The organism is Methanolobus psychrotolerans, assembly GCF_002243045.1.
Taxonomy (GTDB): domain Archaea; phylum Halobacteriota; class Methanosarcinia; order Methanosarcinales; family Methanosarcinaceae; genus Methanolobus; species Methanolobus psychrotolerans.
Genome location: NZ_MBKP01000033.1, coordinates 1 through 14,391 on the forward strand (window position 1 = coordinate 1; position 14,391 = coordinate 14,391).

Annotated in this window: 13 protein-coding genes; 3 read left to right on the plus strand and 10 right to left on the minus strand. The window is 40.4% G+C overall.

The annotated features are described in order from the left end of the window. The 6 genes from BB781_RS10600 to BB781_RS10625 form a co-directional block, all read right to left on the minus strand. A partial coding sequence (locus BB781_RS10600) for a hypothetical protein (protein ID WP_129582691.1) occupies positions 1-428 on the minus strand: 428 nt, incomplete at its 3' end. Positions 429-568: 140 nt separating this feature from the next. Beyond that, a complete protein-coding gene (gene pstA / locus BB781_RS10605) occupies positions 569-1,537 on the minus strand; it encodes a phosphate ABC transporter permease PstA (protein ID WP_094228467.1) in 969 nt (322 codons plus the stop codon). Next, positions 1,530-2,444, minus strand: a complete 915-nt coding sequence (gene pstC, locus BB781_RS10610; RefSeq protein ID WP_242492624.1) for a phosphate ABC transporter permease subunit PstC — start codon at positions 2,442-2,444, stop codon at positions 1,530-1,532. Before pstC ends, pstA begins: the two co-directional genes overlap by 8 nt. Before the next feature lie 94 nt (positions 2,445-2,538). Continuing rightward, positions 2,539-3,546, minus strand: coding sequence for a substrate-binding domain-containing protein (locus BB781_RS10615; RefSeq protein ID WP_094228469.1), 1,008 nt, complete (start codon positions 3,544-3,546; stop codon positions 2,539-2,541). A gap of 308 nt (positions 3,547-3,854) precedes the next feature. After that, on the minus strand, positions 3,855-5,876 hold the full coding sequence (locus BB781_RS10620) for a hypothetical protein (protein ID WP_129582692.1): 2,022 nt from the start codon (positions 5,874-5,876) through the stop codon (positions 3,855-3,857). A 14-nt stretch (positions 5,877-5,890) separates the two neighbouring features. Beyond that, on the minus strand, positions 5,891-6,070 hold the full coding sequence (locus BB781_RS10625; protein WP_094228471.1) for a hypothetical protein: 180 nt from the start codon (positions 6,068-6,070) through the stop codon (positions 5,891-5,893). A gap of 613 nt (positions 6,071-6,683) precedes the next feature. On the opposite strand from BB781_RS10625, the gene BB781_RS10630 reads away from it, so the two are divergent. Both BB781_RS10630 and BB781_RS10635 read left to right on the plus strand, forming a co-directional pair. After that, positions 6,684-7,808 carry a substrate-binding domain-containing protein gene (locus BB781_RS10630; protein WP_094228472.1) on the plus strand — a complete coding sequence of 375 codons (1,125 nt, stop codon included), beginning with the start codon at positions 6,684-6,686 and terminating at the stop codon, positions 7,806-7,808. Positions 7,809-7,922: 114 nt separating this feature from the next. Beyond that, a complete protein-coding gene (locus tag BB781_RS10635; protein WP_094228473.1) occupies positions 7,923-8,948 on the plus strand; it encodes a PhoU domain-containing protein in 1,026 nt (341 codons plus the stop codon). A 23-nt stretch (positions 8,949-8,971) separates the two neighbouring features. On the opposite strand, the gene BB781_RS10640 is transcribed toward BB781_RS10635, so the two are convergent. From BB781_RS10640 to BB781_RS10655, 4 genes are all read right to left on the minus strand, one after another. Then, positions 8,972-9,337 carry a hypothetical protein gene (locus tag BB781_RS10640; protein ID WP_242492625.1) on the minus strand — a complete coding sequence of 122 codons (366 nt, stop codon included), beginning with the start codon at positions 9,335-9,337 and terminating at the stop codon, positions 8,972-8,974. A gap of 22 nt (positions 9,338-9,359) precedes the next feature. Further along, complete coding sequence (locus tag BB781_RS10645; protein ID WP_094228475.1) at positions 9,360-10,322, minus strand: phosphate signaling complex PhoU family protein; 963 nt, start codon at positions 10,320-10,322, stop codon at positions 9,360-9,362. A 182-nt stretch (positions 10,323-10,504) separates the two neighbouring features. Continuing rightward, on the minus strand, positions 10,505-12,319 hold the full coding sequence (locus BB781_RS10650) for a sensor histidine kinase (protein WP_094228476.1): 1,815 nt from the start codon (positions 12,317-12,319) through the stop codon (positions 10,505-10,507). 13 nt (positions 12,320-12,332) lie between these two features. Further along, positions 12,333-13,256 (minus strand): PhnD/SsuA/transferrin family substrate-binding protein, encoded by a 924-nt coding sequence (locus BB781_RS10655; RefSeq protein WP_094228477.1) that lies wholly within the window; start codon positions 13,254-13,256, stop codon positions 12,333-12,335. A gap of 234 nt (positions 13,257-13,490) precedes the next feature. On the opposite strand from BB781_RS10655, the gene BB781_RS10660 reads away from it, so the two are divergent. Beyond that, positions 13,491-14,363, plus strand: coding sequence for a phosphate ABC transporter substrate-binding protein (locus BB781_RS10660; RefSeq protein ID WP_094228535.1), 873 nt, complete (start codon positions 13,491-13,493; stop codon positions 14,361-14,363). Positions 14,364-14,391 lie beyond the last annotated feature (28 nt).

Below are 14,391 nucleotides of genomic sequence, written 5' to 3' on the forward strand. Positions count from 1 at the left end.
GAGGGGATGTTCTTTTTTTTTCTGAGACTTAACCTCAGACCTTTTTTGCCGCTCTTTTTCTGTGTTTTTTCAGGTTCCTTTATGTCTGCAGATGTTTGCTCATTTTCCAAAGAAGCCTCCTGAATTCCGGGGAGTTTTTTCTCCCTTCCGGCACCAAATCCAAAGAACCGCTTCTTTTTATTCCCGGCACTTTTGTTAACCTCTGCCAAAGGCTCACCCGTTTCATCCTGCCTTTCTTCCCTCTTAGACCTAAGGAATTTTCTCTTTTTCCTGTCTTTAGTATCCCTGGAAGCCACCAAACCCGGCAGAACCTGCCAGCCCACATCCTCTTCCGAATAAGCCACTATATTATCCAAAGAAAATATCCCCTCCCCCTCATGGAAGGAAATATCATTATCAAAAACGGTTTCCGTGATTGTACCAGCCATCTGATGATAACTAAACGAATATGCAGACATATACTTAATCTCAAGGATTTATGTAGATGAAATGAAAATATATAGATTGGAAGGGAAGTGCGAGGTTAGGTAAAGCAAAGCACAATGATTGTGAAAAAAAGAAAAGAGGGTTAACCTATCCGGCGCTTCCAGACAAGTATTCTAGTAAAAGCATTGATAATCAATACAATGACTATCAGAACAAAGGCAGCAGCAAATGCTTCTGAACTTGAAACCAGATGGGGATAATTGTATGCATTATAAACTGTAAGTGGCAAGCTTGCCACAAGATCCTGGAATGGATAAATCTTAATGCCAAATAAAAGTTTATCACTTGCAGCAACTTTAAATTCAGGATTAAACTGTGTGTAACCTGCAGTGAAAATCACAACAGCAGATTCTTCTGCAGCCCGTCCCGTTCCCAGAACGATCCCTGTCACAATTCCAGAAAGAGCAGAAGGTATCGTTATATTTTTAATCGTATCCCATTTTGTCGCACCCAATGCATAACTGCCTGCTTCAATATCTGTATCTACATTATTTATTGCTTCTTCACTTGCACGCTCAATAACCGGCAATATAAGTATTGCAAGAGCAATAGACCCGGATATTAAGGAAAAACCTCCGGTTATTGACTTCAAATAATATACAAATACCAGGAAGCCGAAAATACCTAAGACTATGGAAGGTGTACCTGAAAGTACATCTATGAGAAAACGGAATGTTTTTACAGCAGGACCGTTGTTTGCATATCTTTTCAGATATATTGCTGTGCCTACTGCAACAGGTGTTGCCAATATTGTTGAAAATACGGAGAGAAGTATGGTGCCTGCCACTGCATTACCAATTGCACCACCAAGTCCTGGCTGGTTGGATTCTGAAGTAAAAATGAAATGCAGATTAAGACTTGGAAGTGCCTTTATTGTAATGGTACCTAAAATGAACAGCAATACCACTACTATCAGGATTGCTGATAGATACGATAAAATGGTGAATATCCTGCCTTTAAGTTGCCTCAAGTTAACTTTTGGTAGCAGCGCAGAAAAACCATTTTTTAAAGGTCTTAAAGTATCTTCTGTATCCTTTCCTGTATTAGTCATTTCTTCCACCTATGGCCCTTGCCAGTCCTACAAACAATATTTCTATTGCAAACAGTACCGCAGCAACAGCAAATATGGCACTTCTTGCTTCTTCATTAGCTATTTTAAAACTGACATCTGACAGAATTTTTGAAGTCAATGCAGTACCTGTGCCGAAAAATGTTGTCGGTATATTATTGGCGCTCCCAAACAACATTACAACTGCCATGGTTTCACCCATTGCCCTCATCATACCCAGTACTACGGCAGCCAGTATCCCCCTGGATGCTGCCGGGAGCAATACTTTGCTAATAGTTTCCCAGTGAGTAGCACCTAAAGAGAATGAGGCTTCCCGGTATGTACTTTCAACAGAACGTATGGAATCTTCGGATATCGATATAATAGTTGGAAGGATCATGATGGCAAGCACTGTTGCCGCAAGTGCCAAGCTCATTCCAAGGACACCGACCCCCGAACTAAAAAAAGGTATAAATCCCAATAAAGAAACTGTCAGTGGTGACACATAATTTACGAAGATAGGACCGAGAACCAGGAATCCGAATATCCCGTAGACGACCGAAGGTATACCAACTAGCAGTTCAATTAAAGGCTTCACAATTGAAGCTACCCGAGGTGAGGCAAATTCAGATAAGAATATTGCCGTAAAAAGCCCGACAGGCACAGAAAGTGCAAGGGTCACGACAGTCAGGATCAACGTTCCTAAGAGGTATATACGGATCCCATATACGTGTTCATCATAATTCCATACAGAACCGGTAATGAAATTGATCACACCCTGACTTTCAAAGGTGGGGTAGGCGATATAGAAGATGAAGCCAATGAAGAAGAACGTGATAAAAGCTGTCAGAAGAGTGCAGAATGTAAAGAGATATTTAGGAGCAGATGATTCTGATCTGGATAATGTCATATTATTCATTTCTTCCGTTTTGTTCAATAAAAGAAAAAAAGCTATGATTTGTGCATTGCACAAATCATATTTCGGTTTTGAATCTACCTAGTATTTAGATGTCGTACATTGAATAGTAACCGACATCTGAGAAGAGTCCTTTCTGAGCTGGCTGGATTGCAAAGCTTATGAATGCCTGCTCGACTGCGGATGGCTCACCAAGTGTAAGGTAGTTGAGTGGTCTGGTCAGCTTTGGAGGGAATGTTGAGCTTTCACCCTGAAGCTGGAGGAGAGCTTCATCGTTGTTATCATCGAAGTCTGTACCTACAGCTACATCGATAATATCTACAGTTGAGTCCTCAACGAATCCAATGTCTACGAATCCTATTGCTGGAGCTGCATCAGTACCAGCCTCTACAGCTGCCAGAACACCAGGGTTTCCGGTTTTCTTTACTGCGTTGCTTGTTGTGTCAATAAGGTTCTTGTTACCAAGCCAGCCGGCGAAGCAATCTTCACTGCCACTACCGGATTCCTCTCTCTGGTATACTATTACATTAGGATTAGAAGCGGATGTTGTATCCAGGATACCACCTGTTATCGCGCTCAGGTTAGCTTGTGTGATGTAACCAGTTGAACTTGTGTTCTGATAAATAGCCAGCATCATAGCAGAGGAGACTGGAGCAGTAGAGTCAAGTCCTGTTGATATTGGTACTACTGCACTTGCACCGATCTGGTGGACCAGGAGGGTTGGGTGAGCTGTAACTGTGTCAACAGGCTCGGATGCTGAACCGATGTCTGCAACGTCCATTTCTGTTGAAGCGATACCTGCACCGGAGCCGCCTGCCTGAACTGTTACCTTAATACCAGAGTTTACCTTCATAAATTCCTCTGCAAGAAGTTCAGAGATTGGCTGAACAGTTGTTGAACCAGTAATGAGGAGTTCGGTTGAAGCGCCTGAGGATGCTGCTCCTGCACTTGCACTGTCGGAAACGTCGCTTGAAAATGATCCCATAATTGTACCAACTGCTGCTGCACCGGCGATTGCAACTACTACTAACACGAGAGTTGCAACGATGGGTGAAACACCAGCTTCATCGTTAAAGAGTTTCTTTAATATGTTCATTGATCGTACACCAAATTTTGTTTGTTTCTTTAGAGTTGAGCGGGTTTTAATCGCTCTGAGTCGTACATTGGTTAGACGATATATAATAATTCCACAAATCAAATATATAGACAAATAATCAATATAGTTTCATCATATCTCTATATACTGGTGTGTATACAATAAGAGGATCTGCTTAAAAGCTCAAATAAAAACTTATTTAGTATTGTGTAAAAGTAAGAAGAAAAATAAAATCGATACATAGCGATTAATTTTATTATTTTGGGAAAAAGAAAATAGATACAAAAAAGAGGTTCTGAAATACAGAACTACTTAGAGATCAGGGTGTAGACAACACCGAAAACAGCCAGTGCGATGACTATGACAATTGCGTACAGGTAATTCTCAACAGCATCTATGGCAGCGGTTTCAACCATACCGAACAGGGAAAAAACTCCACTTAGCATCCCGCCGAAAGTATTGCTGACAAACTGCTGAAGCTTATCAAAAACACCTTCTATAGCAGCCACTATTTTTGAGAAGAAAGTCGGGGTTGCAGGCTCCTGCTGCACTTCCATGGACAGATCAGAGGTATCATCATATAGAGAATACAGGTCTTCTTCAGAGGGGGCAGGTTCAGGCTCTGCAACAACCGGCATTATAAGCTCATCAGCCCCAGAACCGGAAACGATCCAGCCGCCATTAAAAGGATCCCAGTGTTGCTTAACCTCCCTGCCATCAACATATAAAGAGGATTGAGCTTCACCATCATAACCCCCAATGCCCCTGAACTCACACACTGCAGGAGGCAGGTCAGGTGCATCATCAGAATTAAACTCATAACCAAGGGTAAGTTTAGAGCCTGGCGGGAGGAGGACACCCTCCACAGATACCACCCGACTACCGTTAACCTCAGATATTTCAAGATCCCAGTCACTTAGCGGCAGGTCACTTCCAGCCAGACTTTGTTCCACACTTCCAGCCACATAACTTACATCATCAGGAATTATATCTACCAGATTTATCCAGGCAGCACGATCACCATCGTTAGATAAGCCAAGTGAGACCGAATAATCACTTCCGGAACCGGAAAGGATCTTATCGACCACAATATGAGGGCCATGAACCGTAATACTTCGGGGATCAGATCCCCATGTCAGATTTTCTCCAAAGAAATTAACATTCACTACAACTTTACCGAAGGAATACGTTCCCGGCCTGATGGGGACTAACTTCTGCCCGAGATAATACTGACCGTCCGGATCCATGGAAGAATAATCGCCGGACTCATAGGTTTCAGAAATGACTATATCATCAGGAATTACAGAAAACTCAATATCAATATCATCGATGGTATAGAGGCCTATATTGAAAATATTGGTCCTGAGGAAAGAATGCTCCCATGCATCCCTTATCTCATAATCAACTGAGTTATGGCTGCTAGTACTGCTTTCAAGCGGCCTGACATACCAGGAACTCATATTGATCTCATCATTCACTATCTCAAAAACAACCTTCATGCCAGGTTCTGTGCAGACAAATGAAGAAGAACTGTTAGCATCAAAATAACCGTCTTTTATGTCATAGCCACCAGCTGTTGCATTGACATAATAGACCAGTTCATAGGGAGAAGTTTTACCATCCCACTCAGGTGCAACGACTGTAAAATTGATAGTTGCAGTATCGCCTTTTTCAAGGCAGCCCAGATCCTTTCTTATAAGATCATTCCTATACTCAAAATCCCCCTTCGCTTTAAGCCAGAACTCACCAATGTCAATCTCAAGGACAACATTCTCGATCCAGGCATCACCGGTGTTTGTAACTTTAACATCCACCTGTTTCTTTTCACCCGGAGCATATTGTTCTGATGACACATCAACACCATCAACCGTTTCAGAACTTGCATCAATACTAATTTCAAGTTCCGGCCGGCCTCTGGAATATATAGCAATTTGGGCAGAAGGTGTTTTCTGTCCATCTTCAGAAACACCCGTGAGTTCTACTTTGATCTCATCATCCCACTCAAACCACTTTCTGTCATCTCCTGCCTTCAGGAAAAGGAATTCTTTTTTTATGACTCCGCCCTTCTCAATAAAGATCAAAGCTGAAGTCATATCCTCATCAAAATCATCCGCCCTGAAAGTGTAATCAATACCACTGACCTCCATGCTCGCTGTGCGTCCCCATTGCATGGTAAGCGTACCTTCGCTCACCCATTCAACACAAGTATCAAGGTTATCACATGCACAGAGATTATTTGCAGATGCCATAGGAAGCAATGAAGAGAATAGGAGGATCATTGCTAAAATACAAAACAGGCTAAGTATGTACCTTATCGTTTTTTTCACCATTACCACTCCCATGCTCATACTTTTTTAGCCATTCTCTTAGACAGAACGTATGCCAACAGGGCATATCCTGCCAAAGCGGCAAAAACAAAGGGTACTGCCATGTTGAAAAAAGATGATGGTGCGTACCAGCATGTTGAATAGAAGGTGTACAGGGAAAGTGCCACCGCTGCCAGCAAACTGACTATTCTCTTCATGACCTATAAAATCACAGTTAATCATATATCCCTTGCACAAAGGAAATATATATTAAACCATGAAGTATTGTGCAGATAATAACCTATATAGAAATAAGAGCAAGCATCTGTAACTCTTATTCATTGGTTCATTACCCATTAAATGTTATTGATTTTAGCAGTAAACTGGCCTTATTATTAGTAGATCGTGACCAGGATATCATATATCATATATCATATATCATATATTATATAATTTATAAATAACGTTTTTATGATTTCTTTGATATTTGCTCTCGTTTAAAGGCATTTCCCGAGTATCATTCAGGTAGAGTATTCCTCAAATTTTGGTAACATCTCAAATTTTGGGAGTATCCCAAATTAAAGAATAAATTATTGTAGTTTATAAAAATGCAATCATTAGCCCTATTATTACATAAAATTGCAAATTTTCATAATACCCAAACTGTTTGCATTAGTTTCCAAAGACTATATATAACATGATAATCTTTTAAAGATATATGCCATAGGTAGCGATATATATTATATATAGAACTTAAATAATAATAAAATATATGTTGCTTATTTTTGGTATTATACCAAACAATTTGAATTAAGTACAAAGTGGTACGATATGAAAATAAAAAGATTATATCAAAATGACATTGCAGTCTCACCAATAGTTGCAACCCTAGTCTTACTAGTAGTAGCAATTGCAGGTGCAGCAGCAGTAGGAACGATTTTAGGCTCATTCTCAGGAGAGGTCTCTGGCGAAGTGAGTTCAGAAGGCGCAGCTTCAGCAGCCTCCACAGAGATACTTGTAGGCGGAAGTACTTCAGTAGCCCCGCTTGCAGAATCCCTCAAATCCGGTTTCGAGAGTAAACATCCTGGAACCAAAATAACCATTCAGCAAGGAGGCGACACTACAGGTATTGCAGCAACGGGTATGGACATAATAGACATTGCCTTGCTTTCAAGGGAAATGACAAGTGCTGAAAAGACAAAATATCCAGATCTACATACCCAGTGGATAGGCGGAAGTGCAGTAATGTTGATAGCAGGAGAAAAAATTACAACCTTTGATCCCACACAGGCCCCTCAGAATACAACTCAATTGACTCCTTCTCAGATAAAAGGAATCTATAATGCAATATCATCAACCGATTCCGGAATGGTTACTGACATCGATGCAGCATCGCTGAACATTTCAGGAACTAAAAGGACTGCATCACTGCCTTCACCAATGAATATCACCGTTTACAAGAGAGCTGAAACAAGATCAGGCCCAGAATACATATTCTCCAAGTTCATTGCAGAAGGCAATGGTGATTTCATTGCCAGTAAGAATGCTGTTGCCGTAACTGGTGACGAAGGAATGATCGAAGCTATCAGCAACAATCCATATGGTATTGGTTTTGTTGATTATAGGTTCGCCCTTGAAGCCAAGAAATCAGGTAAGATCAATATCCTTGCTATATACGATAATGTTGGTGGTTCATGTAACATGAAACAGCATTGTGTTGATGACATACCACATATGCAAAGTCATGTAAAAGCAGCCCTTAACGGAAATGCAAAGGCTTACCCTGCAGCACTTCTTAACAACATGTACATGGTCACCAACGGCTGGCCAAGCTCTGTTGAAGCACGCTTCATAAACTTTGCACAGCAACCATCTTCAATAAACCTGTACTCTGATGCGGGATACTACAGCCTGCTGGAGATCAATCAGGTAGAAATTGACGACGGACACTACTAAAGACCATACTTATAGAGCCGGGATTACCGGCTCTTTTTATTTACTAAGGAATAATTCATGAAAATCACAATTATTCACAATAGGTCATGATAATAATCTGACCGTGGGGGGAAAATGGCGAGAAACATTGATCAATCCTGTACTGGTCTTTTCCATAAGAAGGATGTTATAGACACCAGAAAGATCCAGATAACTGGGAAATCTACATTTATAGTTACACTTCCTAAAAAATGGGTGATGAATTCCAAACTGGGCGCCGGAGCAGAAGTTGGGTTCTCCTATCAGGATGATGGCTCGGTGTTGCTGATACCACCTGGATTTAGGAAAGAACATCTGGCAAAGAAGATCAGCGCAGACAGGAATATAGAAAACATCGAACGCGACATTAGAGCTCTCTATGTACTGGGCAATTACCATACAATAGAGATACAAGGCACCGAGATTACAACCGATAAAAAAGAAAGGATCAAGAACCTGTGCAAACAGCTCATCGGATTTGAAATTGTAGAATCATCCTTCAGCAGGATAGTCCTCCAGAATCTTCTGAACACGGGAGATTTCACGATAGAAAAAGCTTCAAAACGCATGTTTTCCTTAGTCGTTCTGATGTTTGATGACCTGATTAATGTCCTTAACGACAATGACACTGTACTATGCAAGGAGCTGGCCTCCAGAGCTCTTGAAATTGACCGTACTTACTTTCTTGTATCGAGGATGTACACAGAAAAGATGAACGTCAAGAGCTTTTCATTAAAAGACGATCTTACTCTGGCACAGGCATTCTACTACCGGCTTGCTGCAGAGAATATTGATCGTATAGGAGATCTTATAACAAAAATTGCTCTTTATTTTGATAATCAGAAAACAACATGGGATATTGCAGACAGTATGACAGAACTGTGCAGCACCCTCCGGAACATGTTCAGGGACTCATTCGAATCGATCAAACTGGTGGACAGCGAACTTGCAAACAATATAATTACACATGGCATTGAACTGGACCTCATGATCGAAGCTTCAAGGGAAGCTTCAGACCTGATAGCAAATTCCCGCATGGAAACAGTGCTTGAAAGTTGCAGCCGGGTACGAGACCATATTTTGAAGATTGCAAAGATATCCATTGAACTATCACATCTGTGAATAATCTGCAGAACTATGGAAAATTATTCCCTCTTTAGAACCTCATATCCAAACACCGATATCGCAATTATTATTGATGTCATGGAAAGCATGAATATCATATTGGAATAAGCTTCTTTAAGAACGAACCAGGAAAGACCGCCCAGGACATGTGTGATGCTCATGAGCAAAATAATGAAGACACCTACGGGGTAGATCTCCTCATTTTCCAGGAACTTGAGGATTGTATACCCCATAAAATAGTAGAAAACAACAGTCAGAGCAAGGTATGGAAGAACAATCCCATTTCTTATCGCAAATAACAGCGTCGGGCTGAACTCATGTGCCAGTATCCTTTCAATGCTGCCTGCAAAATAGAACGTCAGAGAGTAGTCAATGATCACTCCCACACAAAGAAAAATAGGGATCAGCCTATAATTGTGATAGATCGATCGCAGACTCTGCAATATTTGACGCATAATCCCTTATCCTGCCGAAACTGTCAATTATCAATTCAATGGAATCCTCAACCGGCATCTGGCTGGCACTGATAAGTTTTTGGTTGAACATATCTTCTTTGCCAAGAACCTCATTGGCAAGTTCACTGTTTGACTGCCGCAGTGCCTCAGTGCTATCCATAAAGAGAGTCTGGCAATCCCTGCAAAGCTCCATCAGTATGGAAAGGACATCCCGAGATAATGAAATATATGAGAAATGTAATGCTATTTTAGAGATGTGGTCACCAATGCGTTCCATTTCATTGGCTGCAAGCCTGTAATAGAATGACTCCACCAGATTAAGGTTGTCGTGTTTAGAAAGTTTCTTAAGATTCAGACGGTCGACATGTAATTTTGACACCAGAAGGAACATACGGTCCAGATCATCATCGCGGGTTATTATATGAGTGCACATATCCTTGTCGTTCTCCTCAAACACAGATGCAAGTTCATCCAGCATGAGATATACAAGTGAGGACATCCTTTTAAGACCTTTCTCTATGGTGAAATCTTCAGTATCCAGAAAATTCTTGATTATGATCTTTTTACCGTTGCTTTCAACTATTTCAAGACCCACAAGCCGCTGACATAATTCTTTTATCTCCCGGCTTGCCTCATCCGGGATGTTATCGTCACTAAGTTCTATTGTCTGGTAATCACTAACAATATACAGGCCTACTATGTCTCGTTTTATATGCTCCAGTGGCTTATTGAACTTTAGTTTCTTTGTTTTTTTAGCATCCTTTAAAGCAGGTGGCTTGAGAAGTAAGGAGCCATCCTCCTGATAAAAAATAGAAATATGAGAACCGGATGCCAGTTTTGAGCGAAGCGCCCATTTCTTGGGCAGGGTAATCACATAAGTGGATTTGCCCGTTATCTGCACTTTTCTTGTATCCATCTCTTTTCACGACCAAAAAGGAAGTTAGGACTATTGGGCGGGATTTTAGCTATAAAGTTTGTCTGCATAGATTAGTAGAACCTATGTAAACTATATAGTCAAAAAAAAACCGATTGATAAAAAGAAATAGGGAATACAAAACGTCAGTTTTGCATTTATCCATTTTACACCTGTTAAGTCACTTAAAGACTCTTATCAGCAAAGTAAGGAACTTTAATGAAAAATGTGCTTCCTTTCCCTGGCTCAGATTCCACCCACAACTTCCCCTTATGCTGATCGATTATATTCTTTGCTATAGCTAATCCAAGACCATTTCCACCATATTTCCGGGTCGAACTACCATCAACCTGATAGAACTTATCAAATATATGCACCTGATGTTCTTTGGGAATACCTGTTCCGGTATCCTTTACATAGATCACGGTCCCTTCATCATCCATACTCGTACCGATCTCTACATAGCCCCCTTTATCTGTGAATTTCAATGCGTTTTCAATAAGCTTTGTGAGAGCATATGTCAACTTCTCAGGATCTGCCATTACAAACCTGTCAACAGCAGGTTTTGTTACAACATCTATGCCTGAACTCTGCAATTTTCCATTTAATAGTTTACAGGCCATCTCAACGACATTATTGACATTCGTCTTCATAAGAGATATATTCTCTATTTCACCCTCGCTTCGGGCTACCTCCAGAAGGTCCTGGATCATCCAGTTCTGCCTTTCGAGAGCTTTTAATGACTTCTGCAGATAACCATTCCTACGGTCATCGCTTTGCTCATCTATGGCAATTTCCACATAACCTTTCATTATGTTCAGAGGAGTACGCAATTCATGTGAGATATTTGAGATAATATTACTTTTCGTTTGCTCAAGTTTCTTTATTTCTGTGATATCTTTGACAACAGCAACATATTTTATCTCGTTTCTGTACTCCACACTGCCCATACTCAGAATAACAGATTTTAATTTACCAGCAGGAGTTATGAAATTCAACTCATGTACAAAAGTAGCATTACTATTATCCTGCCTATTGAAAAAAGACTTCATATCCTCATCTTTTTCTTTTAAGAAAGAATAAATATCGCAGCCTATGATCTGATCTTTCCCGGACTCAGCTATCTGTATGAATGCTTCATTAATAAATTCAATCTTTCCCATATGATCAGCGACAATAATACCATCGAGACTGCCGGATAAGATTTTTGTAAGATAGTTCCTGGTATCAAGTATTTCCTTTGTAGCTTTTTCTTTTGCCTTTATCAGATAACCCAGATGTTCCGCCATATCGTTAAATGAAGTAGCCAGCTGACCTATTTCATTCCTGGATTGGATACTTACTTTGTGGTCAAGATTACCCTCCCCGAATATTTTCACACCTTCCTTCAGTTCTATTATTGGGCGTGAAACAACAGAACCTGCGATATATGCAACCGTAGAACCCACGATCATGAGCAAAAGAACGAACAAAGCCAGAGAAACAGTGAACTTGTCTACTGTGGATCTGATACTTTCCTGGGACATGCCTACATGAACCTCACCTGCTTTTCCATCAAGTATAGGATAGGAGATATCCCGGACAGATCCTATTTCAGTATCGAGAAGCAAAGTACTGGTAATTCCAATAGCAGGGTTTATTCCTTTGAGGTCTGTGGGAAAACCACCTTTGAAAGTATGAACTATTGCCTCCCCATTTTCATCAATTATAAACACATACACAACATCAGGCTCACTTTTTTTTATAGTTTCTACAAGCCATTGAAGACGAACCTGGTTATCTGTCAGAATTGGATTTACACTATTCTCTGCAAGATTTCGTGTAATGGAGATACCTTTCTCGTTAAGTTCGGTCTTCATCATATTTGTCTGCACTACGTTCAGGTAAGAACCCATCAAAACACCCAGGATCAGGATAATACCAACCACGTTGAATATTAACTGGGTCCTTATGCTGAAATTGTCAAAGTTTGCAATGAGTCCATTCACTGTGTTTTTCATGTATGCCTACTCCTCACAACTCCCCAGCATGTGCTATGTATGCACTATGATCTATTTCAACAAACATATTGAAGTGCATATTTTCCAGCACGTCCCTTCCTTCCAGAGAATCGTGCATCCTGAAGAGAGATGTCTCGATCTTTCCCCTCAGTTCTCTGTCAATATCAGGATGAACTGCAATTGCAGGGGCAAGTTGAGGAGGAGATGAATAGATTATTTTTAAGTTAGAGGAATAATCCGCAGAATCTTCCACAACATATTCCCACATGGTACAATCAACCTCAGCGCCATCCAGTGTCCCTTGCATGATCATGTCAATGAAGTTATCCTGACTGTTGCTGTAGATATAGCTGGAGAAAAAGGAGTCAGGAGATTCATTGATCATCTTACGCATATACTCGGGAACTACCTCCCCTCGATTAAAACGATAACTGTTGAATGCAAATCGCTTGTTGCGGAGGTCTTCCAGCGAATCGACATCATCATCTGACCTTGTTATAATATAGGAAAAATAATGAATATCTCCATGAATAACAGGCACTGCAATTATCCCCATTCCAAAATCATCATGTCCTGCGAGATAATCATCTTCTCGCAAAAACACTGCATCAAGGTATTTCGTTTCCAGCAGGTAGTTGAGTTCAGCCGGATTATCCCTCTGCACAAGCTCGAAATCAAGACCTGTATCTTCTGACAGATGGTCAAGGAAATCCTGATAGTATTCCATTGTCATTTTGGGGGAGGCCATGGCAAAAACACCTATGCGAACAGGTTTCTCCCTGACAGCTGAATTCTCCAGTATCTCTGTTTTTTCAAGGGATACTTTTACAGATTCGTCCCCCTCAAAACACCCACTGGAAGCCGTTATAATTACAAGAGATAAAATCAGAGAGAACATAAACAGGTACTTTCCATAGTATAGCACAGATTTACTCATTATTGTTCCCACTACAGCCCGCTTTTACTTAAATATATCTACATAAGTATATTAATAACTATGGTATTATGTAGCGCACGCATATGAAGATATATAACATGCATTATACAATAGAGACTAATCTATTTATATATTAGTGATTTATCTATATATACGTGGTGCATATCAGTGCTTTCAAATAAAAAATACAAAATTATGGTTGTGGTTTTGATACTGTTTGCCTCTGTTATATTCATGGCAGACCAATCTGTCTCGAAGGAAAAAGATACATTTGAAAATACAATCATAAAAGAAACAAATGATTCTGTATCTGCAATACCCGATAGCTCTGTCAATTCAGAAACTACGGATAACAAGATATTCATCAAAGGTTCGGATACTATTCTACCAGTCTCGATCGCCGAGTCAGAAGCTTATATGAATTTGCACTCCGAAAAGGAGATAATCGTTATTGGAGGAGGATCTTCACTTGGAATTGCCAGTTTCATAGAAGGCGAAGTTGAGATAGCTATGGCTTCCCGAAAAATAAAGGAGTCTGAAATTGCAGATGCAACAAACAATGACATTAATCCCCTGGAAACTGTTATTGCATGGGATGGAATATCTGTTATTGTCAACAAAAATAATCCTGTGGAAAGCTTAAGTATCGAGCAGCTTAAAAATATCTACACGGGAGAAGTTACAAACTGGAAGGAACTGGGTGGCAATAATGAAGAGATAGAAGTTCTGGTGCGCGATACCAGTTCGGGAACCTACGGTTTCTTCAAGGAACATGTGCTTCAGGATGATGAATACTCAGAAAGCGCAATAACAGAACCTAACACAGAAGCTGTAGTACAGAAGGTGGCACTGGACCCGGCTGCTATCGGGTACATAGGACTTGCGTATGTGGACAACAGTGTCAAAACTATTGGACTTGGCACATATGATGGAATTTTTTATCCTGAGGCAGAGTCCATCAGGAAAGGAGACTACCCACTTTCCAGACCTCTGCAATATTATACAAATGGCCAGCCGCAAGGAACTGCAAAGGAGTACATAAAGTTTGTATTAAGTGACATCGGACAGGAAATTATTGCTGATGTAGGATATCTTCCTGTAAACTGAAGAAATACAATCTGACACTAACTATGGA

Coding starts and splice junctions, on each gene's coding strand:
- pstA (WP_094228467.1), bottom strand. CDS start 1,537: ATGACTAATACAGGAAAGGATACAGAAGATACTTTAAGACCTTTAAAA.
- pstC (WP_242492624.1), bottom strand. CDS start 2,444: ATGACATTATCCAGATCAGAATCATCTGCTCCTAAATATCTCTTTACA.
- BB781_RS10615 (WP_094228469.1), bottom strand. CDS start 3,546: ATGAACATATTAAAGAAACTCTTTAACGATGAAGCTGGTGTTTCACCC.
- BB781_RS10620 (WP_129582692.1), bottom strand. CDS start 5,876: ATGGTGAAAAAAACGATAAGGTACATACTTAGCCTGTTTTGTATTTTA.
- BB781_RS10625 (WP_094228471.1), bottom strand. CDS start 6,070: ATGAAGAGAATAGTCAGTTTGCTGGCAGCGGTGGCACTTTCCCTGTAC.
- BB781_RS10630 (WP_094228472.1), top strand. CDS start 6,684: ATGAAAATAAAAAGATTATATCAAAATGACATTGCAGTCTCACCAATA.
- BB781_RS10635 (WP_094228473.1), top strand. CDS start 7,923: ATGGCGAGAAACATTGATCAATCCTGTACTGGTCTTTTCCATAAGAAG.
- BB781_RS10645 (WP_094228475.1), bottom strand. CDS start 10,322: ATGGATACAAGAAAAGTGCAGATAACGGGCAAATCCACTTATGTGATT.
- BB781_RS10650 (WP_094228476.1), bottom strand. CDS start 12,319: ATGAAAAACACAGTGAATGGACTCATTGCAAACTTTGACAATTTCAGC.
- BB781_RS10655 (WP_094228477.1), bottom strand. CDS start 13,256: ATGAGTAAATCTGTGCTATACTATGGAAAGTACCTGTTTATGTTCTCT.
- BB781_RS10660 (WP_094228535.1), top strand. CDS start 13,491: ATGGCAGACCAATCTGTCTCGAAGGAAAAAGATACATTTGAAAATACA.